At 56.4% G+C, this 16,764-nt stretch carries 10 protein-coding genes; 7 read left to right on the top strand and 3 right to left on the bottom strand.

From position 1 onward, the window contains the following. Nucleotides 1-70: 70 nt before the first annotated feature. The 5 genes from eccCa (at nucleotide 71) to BQ8011_RS00880 (ending at nucleotide 10,751) form a co-directional block, all read left to right on the top strand. Nucleotides 71-4,042 carry a type VII secretion protein EccCa gene (eccCa, locus tag BQ8011_RS00900; protein ID WP_072456742.1) on the top strand — a complete coding sequence of 1,324 codons (3,972 nt, stop codon included), beginning with the start codon at nucleotides 71-73 and terminating at the stop codon, nucleotides 4,040-4,042. Nucleotides 4,043-4,259: 217 nt separating this feature from the next. Then, nucleotides 4,260-4,619, top strand: coding sequence for a hypothetical protein (locus BQ8011_RS00895; protein ID WP_072456739.1), 360 nt, complete (start codon nucleotides 4,260-4,262; stop codon nucleotides 4,617-4,619). After that, nucleotides 4,616-7,459 carry a hypothetical protein gene (locus tag BQ8011_RS09090; RefSeq protein ID WP_231945324.1) on the top strand — a complete coding sequence of 948 codons (2,844 nt, stop codon included), beginning with the start codon at nucleotides 4,616-4,618 and terminating at the stop codon, nucleotides 7,457-7,459. Before BQ8011_RS00895 ends, BQ8011_RS09090 begins: the two co-directional genes overlap by 4 nt. A 139-nt stretch (nucleotides 7,460-7,598) precedes the next feature. After that, entirely contained in the window at nucleotides 7,599-7,946 is a 348-nt protein-coding gene (locus BQ8011_RS00885) for a hypothetical protein (RefSeq protein ID WP_072456737.1), read from the top strand. Next, nucleotides 7,947-10,751 carry a hypothetical protein gene (locus BQ8011_RS00880; protein WP_072456734.1) on the top strand — a complete coding sequence of 935 codons (2,805 nt, stop codon included), beginning with the start codon at nucleotides 7,947-7,949 and terminating at the stop codon, nucleotides 10,749-10,751. It abuts the gene before it with no gap. Between the two features lie 193 nt (nucleotides 10,752-10,944). Here the strand turns inward: BQ8011_RS00880 and BQ8011_RS00875 are convergent, their stop codons facing one another. The 3 genes from BQ8011_RS00875 to BQ8011_RS00865 form a co-directional block, all read right to left on the bottom strand. Beyond that, nucleotides 10,945-11,235: a YciI family protein gene (locus BQ8011_RS00875; protein WP_072456732.1), complete on the bottom strand. Its 291-nt coding sequence runs from the start codon at nucleotides 11,233-11,235 to the stop codon at nucleotides 10,945-10,947. A gap of 108 nt (nucleotides 11,236-11,343) precedes the next feature. Next, complete coding sequence (locus BQ8011_RS00870; protein ID WP_072456730.1) at nucleotides 11,344-13,251, bottom strand: hypothetical protein; 1,908 nt, start codon at nucleotides 13,249-13,251, stop codon at nucleotides 11,344-11,346. Nucleotides 13,252-13,325: 74 nt separating this feature from the next. After that, on the bottom strand, nucleotides 13,326-14,081 hold the full coding sequence (locus BQ8011_RS00865) for a RodZ family helix-turn-helix domain-containing protein (RefSeq protein ID WP_072456728.1): 756 nt from the start codon (nucleotides 14,079-14,081) through the stop codon (nucleotides 13,326-13,328). 155 nt (nucleotides 14,082-14,236) lie between these two features. Here BQ8011_RS00865 and BQ8011_RS00860 point away from each other — a divergent pair, with 155 nt between their 5' ends. Both BQ8011_RS00860 and BQ8011_RS00855 read left to right on the top strand, forming a co-directional pair. After that, a complete protein-coding gene (locus tag BQ8011_RS00860) occupies nucleotides 14,237-15,091 on the top strand; it encodes a PP2C family protein-serine/threonine phosphatase (protein ID WP_072456726.1) in 855 nt (284 codons plus the stop codon). Nucleotides 15,092-15,108: 17 nt separating this feature from the next. After that, nucleotides 15,109-16,668, top strand: coding sequence for an FHA domain-containing protein (locus BQ8011_RS00855; protein WP_072456724.1), 1,560 nt, complete (start codon nucleotides 15,109-15,111; stop codon nucleotides 16,666-16,668). Nucleotides 16,669-16,764: the final 96 nt, after the last annotated feature.

Raw genomic sequence — 16,764 nt, 5'->3', positions numbered from 1 at the left:
GCAGCCCAGCTACAAGCTAGGATACATACAGATATGAACAAAAACGGGAGATTGAACTCCAGGAGACTGTATGGCCGTCAATGAAACGGAAGCCCCCGAGCTCCCCAGCGGTGAAATCGCTGTCGAAAAACCGCCCAGCCAAGTTGAGGCCGGGGGAATGGGCTCGATCTTCGCGACCGTCATCCCCATGATGGGCTCGATGGGTGTCATGGTGATCATGGCGCTCACACAAGGGCAGAACACGCGCATGCTCCTAATGGCCGGCGGCATGGTCTTCATGATGCTCTCCATGGTCGGTTTCAACATTTACCGCCAAGTCTCCCAGTACCGGAACAAGCTCAACTCCCAGCGCCGCGAATACCTCTCTTACCTCTCCGAAACTCGCACCAGCGTGCGCAACATCGCCGCGAAGCAGCGGATCTTCATGCAGTGGTACCTTCCTGAGCCTGATGCCCTGGTGCTCCTCGCCGAAGAGGGATCGCGCCTGTGGGAACGTGAAGTCGGAGACGAGACGGCAGTTTCGACTCGCGTGGGCACATCCGATCAGGAGCTCGCAATGCGCCTGGTCGAGCCAGACATCCCGCAGATGGCTAACCCCGATGTCGTGTGTCACTCGGCTATGCGCCGCTTCCTCGACGTTCACCACACGGTTGAAAACCTTCCCTTCAGCTTGGATCTTGGCCAGTTCTCTCACGTTGAGGTTGCCGGTGACGCGGAGCTTGCTCGCGGGGAAATCCGCGCGCTCTTGTGTCACTTGGCGGTCATGACGCCGGACGCAGCCTTGAAGATCGCGGTGCTCACCAGCCCAGAGAATCTCTCCCAGTGGGAGTGGATGAAGTGGCTTCCTCACATCCGCTCCGCCGAAGTGACCGACGCCCTGGGTGGCGCGCGCATGGTGTGCACGAGCTACGCCGAACTCGAGCAGCTCCTGGGCGAGGAAATGACGACCCGAGGCCACTTCCAGCCTCGAAACGACGCCAGCCCCTGGCCGCACCTCATCGTCGTCACCGACGGCCTAGAACTTCCCCCGGACTCCCACCTGGGCTCTATCGAGGGCTGCGCGGGCGTGACGATCATCAAGGTCCTCACCTCGTGGGGGATGTTCGCTTCCCCCACGGGCGTGCGCCTCCTCCTTCACCCGAGCTCGGACGAGCGCACCCCCATGGAGATCCTGCTCCTGGAGGCCAAGCCTGTGCTTGCCAACGCGGACTTCATGGGAATTCCGCAGGCCGAGGCCGTGGCCCGCCGCCTGACTCGCTTCCTGACCGCTGGCGGCAGGGATGCGGCAACCCCCGTCGGTAAGCCCGATCCCAAGCGTTCCCAAGACCTCATGGAATTGCTCAATATCGGAGATATTCGCGATTTCGATGCCGATCACCAGTGGAAGCGCAGGGTTGGTCGTGACCGCTTGCGCGTGCCTTTCGCGGTGACCCCCGAGGGCATCCCGGTTGTCTTGGACATCAAGGAAGCCGCCCAACAGGGTATGGGCCCCCACGGCCTGCTGATCGGTGCGACCGGTTCAGGTAAGTCCGAAGTGTTGCGTACCTTGGTCTTGGCCCTGGCGCTCACTCACTCTCCCGAACAGCTCAACTTCGTTCTGGTCGACTTCAAGGGTGGCGCGACCTTCGCGGGCATGTCTGATCTGCCCCATGTCTCGGCCATGATTTCGAACCTGGAATCGGAACTGTCCTTGGTTGATCGTATGGAGGACGCTCTCCACGGTGAAATGGTTCGCCGCCAGGAGATCCTGCGCGATGCGGGTAACTACGCCAACGTCACCGATTACGAAGAGGACCGTTTGGCTGGGAAACACAACTATCCCGTGCTTCCTGCGCTCTTCATCATCCTCGACGAGTTCTCTGAACTCTTGACCGCGAAGCCTGACTTCGGCGAACTCTTCGTCGCCATTGGTCGTCTGGGCCGATCCTTGTCGATCCACATTCTGCTGTCCTCGCAGCGCCTGGAATCCGGCAAGCTCAAGGGCTTGGATTCGCACCTGTCCTACCGCATTGGTCTGAAGACCTTTTCGGCCTCTGAATCGCGAGAAGTCCTGGGCGTAACGGACGCCTACGATCTTCCTCCCTACCCGGGTTCGGGCTTCCTCCAGCCGGGCACGGATCAGCTGATCCGTTTCCGCGCCTCCTACGTCGCAGCCCCGCCGCCGCCTCGTAGCGTACTGCCCAGCGCGCAGGCCGAAACCGCGCGTATCCGCCTGCTGCCTTTCTCGCTGGGAGAGGTCCTAGATGAGACTCCCGAGGATGACGTTCCCGAGGGCGGCCTCGTTGCCCCCGGCGACGAGCGCTGGGAGGGCATGACGGAAATCGACATTGCGGTGGCGCGCATGAAGGGTAAGGGAATGCCCGCCCACCAGGTGTGGCTCCCGCCCTTGGATGTCCCCGAGACCATGGATTCGCTCATGCCAGACCTGGCCGTGGATCCCGAGCTCGGCCTCATTTCGCACGAATGGCGCGCGAAGGGACCGCTGCACATTCCGCTCGGTATTGTCGACCTTCCTCACGAGCAGCGCCGCGAGACCCTGGAATACGACTTCTCCGGGGCCGGCGGTCACATGTCGATCCTCGGTGGTCCGCTTTCAGGTAAGTCGACCGCCCTGCGTTCTGTGGTCATGGCACTGTCCTTGACGCACACGCCGAAGGAAGTTCAATTCTTCGTCATCGATTTCTCGGGCACTTTCGCGGCTTTCGAGGGAGCAGCCCACATCGCGGGCGTTGCCTCCCGAGACGACGAGGACATCTTGAACCGTATGGTCTCTGAAATTGAGGGCATCATCGAGGACCGCGCCGCCTACTTCCGCGCGAACCGCATCGACTCTATGGCGACCTATCGCCGAGGCCGTGCACAGGGACGCTTCGACGATGGCTATGGCGATATCTTCCTAGTCGTCGACGGTTGGGGAACCCTGCGAAGCGACTTCCCCGATGCGGAAGACCGCATTCGCCTCATGGCTGAGCGCGCGCTCTCCTTCGGTGTCCACTTCATTGCAACCGCGTTGCGCAAGATGGACTTCCGTCTTCAGATGCAGGATATTTTCGGTTCGCGTCTTGAGCTGCGCATGGGTGATCCTTCGGATTCGGAGTTCCGCCGTGAAAAGGGAAGCAAGGTCCCCGAGGGGCGCCCGGGTCGCGGTCTGTCGATGACGGGTCACCACATGCTTGTTGCCTTGCCGCGCGCCGATGGGATCCATGATCCTCAAACGATCGGTGAAGGTGTCGAGGCGACCCTTGTTCGCATTGCTTCCGCGACCGAGCTTGGTCCGCGCCTGCGCCTGCTGCCTGAGAAGATCACAGTCTCGCAGATCGAGGCCATTCACGGTCCGCAGAAGAGGATCGTTCTGGGTCTGGAAGAACGCCGCTTGAAGCCGTGGACTTTCGACCTCGACAACGAGTCGCACATGTACGTTTTTGGCGATGCGAAGTGCGGAAAGAGTTCCTTCTTGCGCAACCTGGGCAATCAGGTCTTGGCCAAGCCGGGAAGCCGGCGCGCCATGCTGGTCGTTGTCGATGTTCGCCGCTCCCTTCTGGGCGAGTGGAGCGAACAAGACATGCCGATGTACATCTCGAACCGTGATGAGATCTTGGGCAGCATGGAGGCGGTTGCCGAGCAGCTGCGCATGCGGCTTCCCGGACCGGACGTTACTCCCGAGCAGTTGCGTCAGCGCAACTGGTGGAAGGGGTCAGAGGCGTGGGTCCTGGTCGATGACTACGACTTGATCTCTACGGGTGGTTTGAGTGGTTCGCCGCTTGCGCCGCTGATTCCCTTGCTGTCTCAGGCGCAAGACATTGGTTTCCACCTGGTGATTACTCGCCGCATGGGTGGTGCTTCGCGCGCAGCCTACGAGTCTGTTTTGCAGGCCCTGTCTGAACTGTCAGCAACGGGCATCATGATGTCGGGTAACCCCTCAGAGGGCATGGTCATTGGCCGCGAACGTCCGCGTATGCTCCCCAAGGGCCGAGGCCTGGTCGTCTCGCGCGATCAAGGAACCTTCTTGGCGCAGATGGCGTGGGACGAGTCGCGAGCCTAATAGCCAGAATTCTCTGATGATGGCGATGTCTTCGGAACAATGATTGCGATGGTGCTAAACGCGTATCAGACGGTGTGTGCTTGAGTTTTCCCTGTTTTGAAGAAGAGGTCGTTGAACTGGTAATTTAATGATCGATCTATTCGCGCGCCAAATGGGAATACGAAGGTATTGCTCAGGCAAGTGGTATTACCACGTCGGAAAGAGAAGAGTACTTCCAATGACCGGAGCTGAAAAATCGACCGCCGGCCAGATTAATTTCGACAGTGCTGGAGTCGGCGTTGTTGCGAATGACCAGTGGACTGACGCTGACACTCTTGCGGGGATCGGTGCCTCGGCTAAACGTATTTCAACTAGCTCTGTTGCTTTTTCTCTTCCCGGTCCGGGGGGTGAAGGCCCGAGTGACTTGCTCCAGGCGGCGAAAAATTTTACTGACGCAATGTCGATGGTCGTCTTAGAGTATTCGGATGCTTTTGCGACCTTGGGTTCCGGAGTTGATAGCGCTCGCAAGAACTTTGACAGCACTGAGCAGTACAACCGTGAGCGTGCGGCTCGCTTGGGAGTTGAGTGGAACAAATGAGTGGCGTTGATTTTCGTTCTGGTAGTTCGGCTCTAGAGGCTCCGAAGGCTGTTTCTTCAGCTTCTGAAGTCGCTTCGCATTGGAGGGCAACGGGTTCGGCGTTGGCCAACAATGTTCAAGCTGTTCAGAATGCCTCGATTCCCACTGAACAGTGGTCGGGCCAAACAGCTCAGGCCGTTGTTACCGAGATCCAGACAATGGGCACGAAAGTCTCATCCCTGTCAGGGAAATTCCCTGAGCCAGCGGGTGTGCTGGAAACGTGGAGGGGCGAGGTTGATACTGCTATTTCTGAGGTCAAGACACTTCAGGAAGAGTGGGATTCTGAGCTGAGCAACTATTACGACAGGGTCGCGCAAATTGAAGCTGATGCTGCAAGCGACCCAGATTATGATCGTGAAGCTGCTTTGGAAAGAGCTCGTCAGGAGATGATCAGCAAGCAGAGTGATCTTAAAAGTTCGTATGACAAGAAGATTACGGCGCTCAGCACAGCTGCAAGTGAAGCGGCAAAGACAATCAATGGAATCGCGGATAGCGTAGTCCCTCGCGACGCCGTAAAGGCTGGACGCAGCGCCGTTGGAGCGGCGATCTTCGGATCGGATACTCCCATTGTTGATAGCGCTGCAGAGTGGCAATACGCCCAAGAGCTTGCTCCGAAGATTGCAGATGCTTTGAAAAAGGAACCCATGACAGCTTCGGATGTCCGCTTGTTTAACGAAAAGTACGGCGAGCATCTTTCGAATCCCTATGTTGCTGCTGCTGTAGCGGAGCGTGTGAGTATTGACGAGATCAATAAGGCGTCGATTGCTGCTTATGCGACTGGATTTGATGACTTCGGACAGAGAACAAACAGCTCCTTTGAAGATTTTAATAAGAATCTTGGAGCCTTGATGGTGATGGCAACGGGAGGGAGTAATCTCTCTGGAAAGACGATTGACGCCCAAGCATCTTTCGATCTCATGTCCGAACACCTGATTGGTAAAGATGGTGCAACAATCTCCCAGATTTTTGATACGAAACTTGATGAATTAAAAGAGAGTGGCCGGACGACATACACTCATCCCGGCACTCATGTTCGCCCCGAAACAGCACTGTTTGGCTACGATATTTTCGCTCAGCTTGCGGGGCATGCTGCCAGCGAGAATCCCTCTCTTACACTGAGTGCAAACTTCTACGACAAGCCCTCAGCTGGTTCCTCTGTTTTTGCGGATATTGTTAAATTTGATCACGATTCGCAAGGCTACTCCACCAGGCTGGCAAAGGGAGTGAACCCGGGGCTCTACCAATTGTGTGGATGCGATCACAACCTTCCGGCTGACAAGGTGCTGCAACGTTTTGATCCAGTGCAAGCGGCACTTGAGCTGTCCGACACGCCGGATGGCTTGGACGAGAAGAGTGCACCGATCCTTCATCAGAGTGAAGAGAATCGCCTTGGTGCGTTGAGGCGCGTTCTAGATTCAAATATCGACTTTGATCCGGTTGAGAGTGCGGCGAACGTTGGCAAACCGTATGACAAGGATGCAGAGCCGATGTCTATGGTTCGCTACCTTGTTGCTTGGCGAGGAGGCGCACAATTTGGTGACAGGGCTTTCTATGATCAAGGTGAAGCCTTAGGTGATGTTCTTGCTGACGCGTCAAGGCCTGGCGCAGAAATTCTCCTCCCTGACCCTCTTGATTACGAAGGTGGAAAGGACTCTGACTCGTACAAAGAGGCTTTACAGCAGCACAAGATTTGGAAAGAGGACGCACTTCATCGTGCCTCGATTGCGGCGAATACAATGGCCGCATATCAGGAGGGGCTGGACCGGGATAATAACGTCTGGGGCATGGGCGATAAGATTAAGGGCGAAGATGTTTTTGGTCGCAATAGTGCCCATTTAAGATCTTGGATGGGTTCAATTATTTCGCCGTATGTCAGTGATCTTGCCGCAGCTATGAATAACAATAGTGAACCCGGCATGAGTGTAGGAACGGATGAAGGTGCGCATGGTGCCGTCAATGCAACCTTCACTCGCGATATGGTTGAGCGTTTCTCAGGTAAAGGTGGTTTGTTTGAGGACCTGGCTTTTGACCAGCCCAAGGTCATAGATAAAGGCGATCCAAATAACCCCTTGGATGATCAGTATGAGAGTGGTCGACTACCTGCTTTGAAAGCTGTTCAGATTTCGGCGTTTACGAACTATATGGATGAAGCTGCGAATGTTCTTCATGACCCTAACTACGATTCGCGTTCGCATATGGTCAATCGCGTAACTGACAAGTGGACCGAACTTATTCAAGAGACTTTTGATGCGGATGCTGACAGGGATTCCGCAGTTGCAAGGGATCTGGATAAAACAAATAAGGATACGCGAAAGATCGTAGACTTCATCGTTGATATGGGAGCGAAGTATGCAGGAAAACAGTTTCCCGGTGCTGAAGATTTGACAAAGGCGATTGTCAAATCTGCTGCCGGAAAAGCTGAAGACGTCTTGTGGCCGACTGATCACGAAACGAAGGTATGGGCCTCTGAACGTGATGACGCGAATAAGTCGGCTCATGAGCTTATGCAACATGGGCTCACCCGTGTCTTGTATGAGTCTCCATATTGGACTGAACGCGTAGGTACTGTTGATGTGTCGCCGGGGAGCGAGGCATTGGCACGAAAAGGATTGCCGTTCGTCAACGACGATGGCACTTTAGAACCCTATGATTCGTTAACTAAGAAACAGCGCGCCTCGGTTAACCGCTATTTCATGGGAACAGAAAGTGATTTCCATGATGTGCTGCAGCATCAGTTCGAAACTCAACAAGACGCAAACCAACACGGACAGGTCCCCCAGCCGTTACCGAAGAAAAGCTAGTGGATTTAACTCGTAGCTGTTTGCCTGTAGGCAGCAGCCTTCAATTTAGGTTTCCTTAAGGTTGAAATGTTATTCTTCAACGGTAACGTACGACCGATGGCGATCCGCGCTTCGCGTGTTCGAGCATTGAGAGGTTCAAATGACGGAAATTAGCTTCGATCGTGAGGCTGTCGGAATTGTCGAGAAGGCGCAATGGACCGACGCAGAGGACTTAGGGCAAGTTGCTGTCGCAGTTGGTAACCTTAGGCACAATGAGGTTGCCATTTTGCTTCCTTTAGATGACTGTCCAGGGGTGTCTGCTCTAAGGCAGGCGATGTCGAACTTTTCGAGCCTTATGGGGATAGCTGTTAGTGAGTTTTCTGACGCCTGTGCTGAATTGGGCTCGGGCGTCGCTGAATATACCGCGGATGCGGATGCTACTGAAACGTACAATGCAGAAAAGGCCCGTATTGCAGCGCAACGGCTTGGGGTTGGGGAGGTTCTCTAAATGCTGGATTTAACAAAAGGGGAAGAGGCTCTTCCGCAGGCCCCTGATGTAACTGAAGCTGCGAACGCGGCTGCTTCTGAAATCTTGAGGTTGGGTACGGCTATCGAGCACACCCAAGTTGCGACAAATAAGGACTCTTTCCCAGAAGAATGGACTGGTGCAGCTGCAGATGCTGCCTCGACTGAGATCAAAATATTGGGTCAGAAGACATTTGATCTGTCTCAAGCCTTCACCCTGTCCTCGCCTGCTTTAACAACGTGGGCAGAGCGAGTGGCGGACACACGGAGAACTATTACTTCGTATCAGACGCAGTGGGACGCCACTATTAGTACATACAATACTGCGATCGCTAACGCTAAGAATCAGTATCCAGTAGGAGATCCTAATCGCCAGATTCAGTTTGGTATTGCTAAAACAGCTGCCGAGGACGCGCAGGCTGCTATCCGTAAGGACTACAAGAATTGCTTGGAAGTGCTGGATGGAGACGCACAGACTGCGGCAGACCAAATCAATTCCGAACGCCAGAAGATTGTTCCGGATGAAGCGATAAAGAAGGATCGCAACGCAGTTGCTGCGATGATCTTTCCTGCGGACGAGATGCCGATTGCTAACGGCGCTGCTCAGTGGGCAGAGGCACAACGCAATGCTGAGAGACTTGCGAACGCTATTAAGAATCCCCCGAAGACCCGCGAGGAAATTGATGCATTTAATAAAGAATGGGGAGATGCTCTTGGAAACCCGTTCATGGCGGCAGCAGTTTCGCAGTATCTAACTCCGGATGACATTTATGCCGCGTCGTTTCTTGCTTCAAAAGCGGTTATTCCGGGGCAGAATGCTGAAGAGTCTGGGTATAACTCGCCTAGTTATCTTTTCAATCAAAATCTCGGTAAGCTGCTAGTTATGGCTACCGGTGGCTCCAATCTTTCTGAGGAAGCGGTGGGAACTCAGAGATGTTTTGATGTCGTTTCGGCTGCTCTCGTCGGAAAAAATGGAGCAACAATTTCTGACATCGTTCACACGAAACTTCAGGAGCTTCAGAGCACAGGACGAGAGTATTATACGGTTCCAGGGTATCCGAAGGGTGACCCGGGTTATAGCTTGCAAGGCTACGAAGTTGCAGGGCAGTTGATGGGTTACGCGGCGCGGGAGAATCCTTCGCTTGCTCTCGGCAAAGAATTCTATGGATACACGACGGCATCTGGAAACTCGCTGTTTACTGATATCGTGAATTGGGATCATGAAACTAATAATGGCGAGCGAATCGCTATGCCGTATGCTGGCCGGATGTCTCCCACTTGTTTGATACCCTACGATGTCACGAAGAAAGATAACCTCGGTTATTTGGACCCGTTGCAAAGCATTCTTATGCTGTCAGATACGCCGGATGCCTTGAAGTCTGATGACGTAGTTCTTAATCAAGTGGAAGAAGAGAGGCTTGCCTCGCTTCGAGGGGCGCTAGGCGCATCTACTGATTTTGGGGTACTTCCTGTCGAAGATGACAAAGGTAACGTGACCGGACATACACCGACCAGCTTAGTTAGGTATTTATCAGGATGGCGTGGAATGGGGGTGAACAGTGGTGCTCTGTTTGCTGACGGCGGCGAGGCGTTGGGCGACGTCATCAACGATGTTTCAAAGCGCAGTAGTCGTCCGCTTGACCCATCGGTAGACGGGCAGGATGCCTATGATGCTTGGTCGATAGACGATGCAAATCGAGCGAAAATTGCTCAAGACTTCCTACTAGGTTATCAAGATGGTCTTGACCATAGCAGTGAAGTCATGTTTGATGGTGAAGACGTCTTTGGGAATAATAATGCCAGACTGAGGTCGTGGATAGGCTCGGTCGTTGCGCCACGTGTAGGAGATCTTGCGCTGCTGCTCGAAGAAACTGCTGGATATGGTGGCTCAGCAAACACTAATGATCCAACAGGGTATTCGACGATGAGTATCAGCAATAAAGACCTTCAGCACATGTTTTCCAAAACCGGGTTGTTTACTGACCTAGCTCACGATAAACCAGCTCTGATTCCTGGTACTGACACTTATGAAGGTGGACGTCCGCCAGCCCTTGCGCAGATAGACTCTGAAGCATGGAAAGCGTATGAGATTGAACTGCGAAAAGCGGTCAATGCGCCTTATGATCCCAACGGTTGGGCAGATAACGTCGCAGCGCAAACGGCTGGTTGGCAAGGCTTGATAACCGGATTGGATCAGGTGCCGGTTAATGCGGGGCTTGCGAGCGATGACGCGCTTGTGGTTCGGAACAAAACCGATCGAGCGCTTATTAGCTACGCTGTTGGTCAAATACCGGTTAGTAAACTACCTATGGGGCCTCTCGCTCGTTTCGGTGTTGACTCAGTTAAAGATTCCTATCTAGAGAAGTACTATCCTACAGACTTGACGGATGATGCGGTTTCGCGCAGGATCGATCAAGAACGTACGACAACTACTAGCATGATGGATGCCGTAAACCGCGCATTTTTGGAACGCGAGGATGGGTTTGTCGGAGACTCTGGTCTTACGAAGGAAGAACTTGATCGCGACTTCCTCTCGCACGAGGGGGCAAAGAATGGCCTTGATTCTAGGGGTGAAAGTGTACCCGACTTTGATCAATTGAGGGAAGACGAGGACCCAAATGGTGTCCACCAGCGAAGCGCATATATAGAATACCTAGGTGGCCACCATCAAGCTGGCGATACGAAATTTTCGGGGGATCGGACAGCGCTCGGGAAATTGCATACTGCAGTGGAGGATTCACAGCTGAAGGTGGATAAGTTTTTTGGGATTACCAATGACGGCTCTTGAAATAGCGAAGAGTTTTTCGTAGACGGTTCCGTGGCGGGTGAGCTGAAAGCTCCAGCCGCGGAACCGTCCACGTTGAAAACGGGATAGATCTTACCGTGGGAAGAATAAGCCTCTGAGTATTCTGCAGGTTCGGTTGAAATGAAGATGCTCTTATCAGTACTTTCGGTGTAGGGCAGCTGTTCGGTGTTGGCATTCACCCCTCCGCCGAAATGCTCCCGATCACGGGGTTCCATTCGCGGGGGATGCGCTCGGCAATGAAACCAGCCTGATTAAACGGGTCGGCTTCTAGGAGCTCTAGAGCACCGGCAGCATCTTCCGCGCGCACAATGATCAACGCGTCATGAGTGCCGGTGTAGGGTCCTGCCGCAATCAGACGGCCCTTGGCTGCAAGCTCGCCGTTAAACGCGCGGTGCGTGGGGCGGACCTCGGCCATCTCCTCGTCACGGTCAGTGACATAGTGGTATTCGACAGTGAAAACCTTCATTTTTCCTCCTCCATAGGGAAACACACTTCACGATATACCGACGAAGTTCCCGACGGGAAATGAAAAGGGGCACGAGACCGAAGTCTCGTGCCCCTCACGTTCATTCTCTTACCACTGGTCGCCCTGATCGCGTGCGGCAACCGGCTTCAATGCAGCAGCACTACCAGCCGAAAGCCCAGCGGCCACAGGAACCTGCTCCTCAACGCCATCCACGCGAACGGCCTTGAATCCGGCCAGCGCCTGGCGCTTTGCGCGCTCCTTCTCTTCCTTCGAAGCAGTAGCAGCAGGAATGCCACCCAAAGCGCCGCGTCCCATAGTCGAAGAAGCCGCGCGTCCAGCCGAAGCTCCAGCTGCCGCGTTTCCGCCAGCAGTTGCGGCGCTGCCCTTCACACCAGTAGAGGCCGATGAACTTCCTGCCTTCGCAGCGGAAGCGGCACCCTTAGCAGAAGCAGTCGCTCCTCCCTTTGCAGAGGAGGCGCCACCGCGCGTCGAGGTGGATGCAGCGCCCTGAGCGGTTGTTGCCCCGCGAGGACCAACGCCAGCAGTCCGTGCACCAGCTGCCGACGAAGTTCCCTTCGCGGTGCCTGCCGCGCCCTTTGCTCCGGCAGTTCCAGTCCTGGACGCGCTCGCAGCCGTGCCCTTTGCTCCAGTTGCTCCACCCTTCGTCGCAGCCGCTGTTGTGCCCGTTGTGCCGGTCGTCGCACCACCGGCAGGGCGAATGCTCGCTGCAGCGCGTGCACGCGCAGACATGGTCGCAGCGCGGTTTGTCGACGCAGTCCCGCCCTGAGCCGAAGCACCTGCACCAGCAGTACCGGTCGCACCGGGAGCGCCGATTCCGCGCGGGAAACCAGAACCCGTCCGAGCAGCACCAGCTGCCGGCGGAGCACCTGTATTGAAAGAACGAGCAGCGTTACCCCAGTTTCCAGCCTGAGCAGTTCCACGAGGAGTAATTGCTCCACGTTCAAGATCGTTGAGCACCCGTGAAACAACATTCGATGATGACAGTCGAGCGCTCGTCGAAGGGGCGAGCTTACCACCAGCAGGAACCGTTCCGAACTGCGATGAGGCCGCACGAGAAGCAAGAGCGCCCATGGAGCTCCCGACGGAGGTCGTCATGGTCGACATTCGACCAAGACCCGCTAAGACGCCGCCCGTTGACAGTGCACCGCCCGAAATAGCGAGGTTCCTTGAACGTGAAGAAACCCCGGTGATGTCATCATCGGAGTGCCAACGAGGGTCGTTTGCATCGGTGACTGGAGCGGGAACATATCCCCCAACCGGGCCGTCCGCAGTCATGTATCCGCCAATCGGCATAGTCGTAACGTCCACGCCCGCCAGAACAGATGATGATGGCACAACGGAGGGCAGAGTCGTCACGCCGGCAATTGGACCGTCGGTAGATCCAGAGCGACCACCACTGGGAATTGATGGGTAATTTCTCCCGCTTGGGCTTTGTTCCGGGGAACTATCTGTACTTGGGGCCCCGACTGCCTTGGCCTCTGCGGCCTCTTTTGTAAAACCAGAGGAAGCCGTTGTCACGTCGGCATTCATAGTGTCCAACGCTGCCTGTGCAGCCGCTTCGCGCTGCGTATTGCGTTGCACTGCGAGACTCCGAAGGTGATCTTCGACGTCTTTTGCAAATGTCGGAGATTCGCGTGAGTAGGCCATTTCGGCCATCTTGCGATCGCGTGCGGTGAGAAGGACGGGACTGAGTGTCCCGTGTGTTGTCTTCGCGGTCGTCATCGCCGCACGGGCTTCGGTGTGCGCGTTGTTCACCGTCTGAAGGCGAGTTTCAAGAACATCCAATTGGGTCTGGAGGTCTGATACGCGCTGCTCAAGAGCTGCGCGTGTCGCTCCTTGGACCCCGAGATTTTGCGAGAAGGTTGTGCAAGCCTCTCGAAGAGATGTGATCTGCGTTTGGATGTTCGTGATCATCCCCGAATCAGGATCGGAGTAGTCAAGCTGGGCGACCTCGGTCAATCGGTCGTAGAGCGGAGAAGCAGGCATGCTATCCATGAGCAGTCTTTCTGAAGGGAACGAACAAGATTAAGTGAAGCGGCCTCGATGACGAATGCGTCAGGAAGGCATATTTAGTGATACAAATTCTGATCGATAGGCCCGGGCAGATTCACACCGAAAGGATCGTCAGGCGTCGACGACGTTTGCCAAGCAGGTGTTGTTGGCGCTGAAGAAGGCGTCGGGCGCGCGAGCATCGGAGGAACTTGCGGAGTGCTCTGAGAAGTAGACCAAGGATTCGTCACAAGCGTGGACTGATTGGCCGTAGCAGACGGAGGCGGAGCCTGACACGTCGTAACTTGGCCTAGCGCTGGCCCGCCGTTCGCGCTTTCCAGCAAGCCCGAAAGATCTCCGGGGTTGACAATCGGTACTTCTGTGGGCTTCTTTCCAGCAAGTACACCCATCAAAGCTTGAGTGGCCTGAGCAGTAGCAGCACCACTGATTGCTGCTGCGACTTGGAGAGAAGAAGCTGAATTAGCTGAGAGCTTCGCCTGTTCGATTTGCTGGGACAAATAATTGACGGCTTCGACACTTTCAAGCTCATTCGCAGAAAAATTCTGAATGGTGGTCGTGATGCCGCCAAGGAGCGCAAGAATCTCTGCATTGAGCTGAGTGACAGATGTATTCATTTCACAGATCGACGTTGAATACTGGGTGCGGGCTGCCTGAGGGCCCGACTCGTCGCCCCACTTCGCTGCGGTCTGGACTGCAGTTAGGGAAGTGAATTCCTTGGGGGTTTCTGAAGAAAAATCGCCTCGAGAAGAATCGAGATTGCTTTGAGAGGCCTTAAGGATTTCCTCAGCCATGCTGATATCCACATCGCCGATCATCGGAACTCTCTTTCTCCCATGTGCGACCCGGAAACGGGAAGCTCAACCTTAGCTGGCACCTGAAAACACGCGTTTTCGTTCAAAGGTGCACAAGTCCTTCGATATATGGGATTATTTTCGCGTAAAAGAGAACGTACGTCAAAGGAGGTTGCACTGTGGACCTTCCTCTCTGTGGGACCGTGATCCGCACCACGTGGGGTGCAACCAGTGACATTGGCCCTGTACGTTCCTCGAACCAAGACTCCTGGCTAGTCCAAGAACCCCTCTTCGCCGTCGCAGACGGAATGGGCGGAAACACCGAGGGCGAACTCGCCTCGACAACCGCGCTGGAAGTTCTCTCCACCGCACTCAGCCCCGAGGCCCTCTCCGCCATCGACCCCAACCCCGCCGAGCTGGTCGACGCGATCCGCGACGCAGCCCAGGCTGTGGCCTCGTTAGGGGATGAGGGAGACCCAGCCGCCCCAGGGACCACGCTGTGCGGGACTCTCACCATCGACCAAGACGGCCCCCAGTGGTTGACCTTTAATATTGGCGATTCGCGCGCCTACCTCATCGCCCAGGGCAGCATCGTTCAGCTCACGACGGACCACTCGGCTCTTCAAGAAGCAAAAGAATTCGCGCAGCGCACAGGCGCAGACCTTGTTCTTCCCCCTTCGAATGTCATCACTCGAGCGCTTGGCGCCGCAATGCCCGAGCTCCCGCAGGCCGACTACGTCCTCACTCCCATGTGCGAAGGCGACCTTGTCCTGGTCTGCTCCGATGGAGTCCACGGAGTTCTGAGCAACGAAGACATCCTCGCCGCTTTCAGCGACAATGCTTCCCCGCAAGAGATCGCAAACGCCTTGGTTGACCAGGCCTTGGCTGCGGGCACGCGCGATAACGCAACCGCTCTTGTCGTCCGTGCACAATCGGTTGTGGGAAGCCGCTACGATGGAGACATACGCGCGAGCGTGCGTCCACGTATCCCAGTGAGGCCCCTCCCGGTCACGACGGCGCGCCGCGCCCGATAAGAGAAAAGAGTTTTTCCATGCTGCAATTGGGCCGCCATGCAGTTCGCGGCAACGGTGGGTTCATCGTTGCCGGACCCCTCGGCTTTGCCTTGGTTCCCGCTGAGCTCGCCGATTCCGCTCAGCGCCTTGTCAACGATTCAAACGAGGACTTGGCAACGTGGGTAAATCACGCTGCCAGCACCGGACTGCCCTTTGCTCACATGGATCTGCGCGGCGCTGTGCCGCTGCTCTCCCTAGGTGGAAGCGCGAACGTGCGCGCCGTTGCCCCCGGTTACGAAACCCCCTTCACCTGGGGCGGTCCGCTATCCATGTGGGAGTTCGTCCCCGGCGAGTGGACCATCATGGACATCGCCTTGTCCTCCTTCGACGATTCCCAGCAGTGGGTGCACTTCGCCGATACGGCAGCCGAGGCCAACCAGGTCCGCGTCGGTTACCCCGTCGAGCCCGAGCTCTCCGCAGCCCCCGCCTCCACTCACGAGGCCGCGCCCGAGCCCGCCGAAGAAGCTCCGCAGGCGCAGGAGGAATCCGTTGAGCCCGCCGCTACCCCTGAGCCCGAGGCCCAGCAGAGTGTGTGGGAACCCATCGCTGAGCCCGTCGTCGAAACCGCCGTTGAGGAGCCCGCAAACGAACCCGCCCCGCAGTACCTGTGGGCACCCGAACCCGAAGCGGATAACGCCCAGAGCGAGGACGCCTCGGACTTTGCAGCAGGAGCCCAAGTCGCCGCGACGCAAGCTGTGCTCTCTCCCGCAGCTGCACCCGTCTACACCAGCCCCGAGGCCCTAGAAGCAACCATCACCTCCGAAGCTTTCGCTGCAATGCAAGACGCTGCAGCGCAGGAGGTACCTGCTCAGGAGCCCGCCGGCGCTGAAACGTACGCGGATGCTCCGCAGGTGGAAGAAGCTGCTGAATCCTACGAAGCAGCCCAGTTCGTTGAACAGGCTCCCGAATCCTCTGTCGCCCCCGAAGCGACTGAAGTTCCCCAGGAATTCCCGGTTGCTGAAGAGGAACAAGCCCCGGTGGTGAGCGAAATGCCGGCGCAGGTTGAAGCAGAGCCTCAGGCGGAAGTGACGGATGTCACCCCGCAGGAAGCCCCGGTTGTTGAAGAAAGCCCAGATGCGGCCTCGGCAGTCGAAGAAAGCACGCCGGCGGGGCCGCTCGCACCCGCCTTCGAACTCGACAACGCGGACACTGGCGCAACCGTCCTGCGCCGCGTGAGCGACGACTCCGCGCACACGAGCGTCGGATACCTGGTCTACGCGGGCGCCGCGCCCGTCGAACTCACTCACGATGTCATCTTGGGCCGCGACCCCAACGCGCGTGTCCTCACCGGTCGCCCCGCCGCGACCGTGATGCGCGTTCCCAGCCCCGCGAACGAAATCTCACGCTCGCACGCGGCGGTCATGCCCAGCGGATTTGGTTCTTGGATGCTCATGGACTTGGGAAGCGCCAATGGAACGCTCCTTCGCAGCTCGAACGGCAACGTTCAAGATGTGCCTCCGCGCGTCACCGTGGCGCTCAACGATGGCGACGTTATTGACTTGGGAGAGAACGTCCTGGTCGAATTCATCGTCCGATAAACACTGACCATATTCTGAACGGGCCACCCCGCGGGATTCCGCGGCGTGGCCCGTATCATTTGGAGGGCACTTTCCCATTAGTTACTATGTGAATAC

It is taken from the genome of Actinomyces marseillensis (assembly GCF_900155605.1).
Taxonomy (GTDB): Bacteria; Actinomycetota; Actinomycetes; order Actinomycetales; family Actinomycetaceae; genus Pauljensenia; species Pauljensenia marseillensis.
The sequence above is the reverse complement of the archived record's forward strand: the minus strand, read 5'-3'. Positions and strand labels throughout refer to the sequence as shown.

Bases quoted from the DNA above. Each gene is read 5' to 3' on its own strand.
- BQ8011_RS00880 (WP_072456734.1), top strand. From the start codon at position 7,947: ATGCTGGATTTAACAAAAGGGGAAGAGGCTCTTCCGCAGGCCCCTGAT.
- BQ8011_RS09090 (WP_231945324.1), top strand. From the start codon at position 4,616: ATGAGTGGCGTTGATTTTCGTTCTGGTAGTTCGGCTCTAGAGGCTCCG.
- BQ8011_RS00885 (WP_072456737.1), top strand. From the start codon at position 7,599: ATGACGGAAATTAGCTTCGATCGTGAGGCTGTCGGAATTGTCGAGAAG.
- BQ8011_RS00865 (WP_072456728.1), bottom strand. From the start codon at position 14,081: ATGATCGGCGATGTGGATATCAGCATGGCTGAGGAAATCCTTAAGGCC.
- eccCa (WP_072456742.1), top strand. From the start codon at position 71: ATGGCCGTCAATGAAACGGAAGCCCCCGAGCTCCCCAGCGGTGAAATC.
- BQ8011_RS00895 (WP_072456739.1), top strand. From the start codon at position 4,260: ATGACCGGAGCTGAAAAATCGACCGCCGGCCAGATTAATTTCGACAGT.
- BQ8011_RS00870 (WP_072456730.1), bottom strand. From the start codon at position 13,251: ATGGATAGCATGCCTGCTTCTCCGCTCTACGACCGATTGACCGAGGTC.
- BQ8011_RS00875 (WP_072456732.1), bottom strand. From the start codon at position 11,235: ATGAAGGTTTTCACTGTCGAATACCACTATGTCACTGACCGTGACGAG.
- BQ8011_RS00855 (WP_072456724.1), top strand. From the start codon at position 15,109: ATGCTGCAATTGGGCCGCCATGCAGTTCGCGGCAACGGTGGGTTCATC.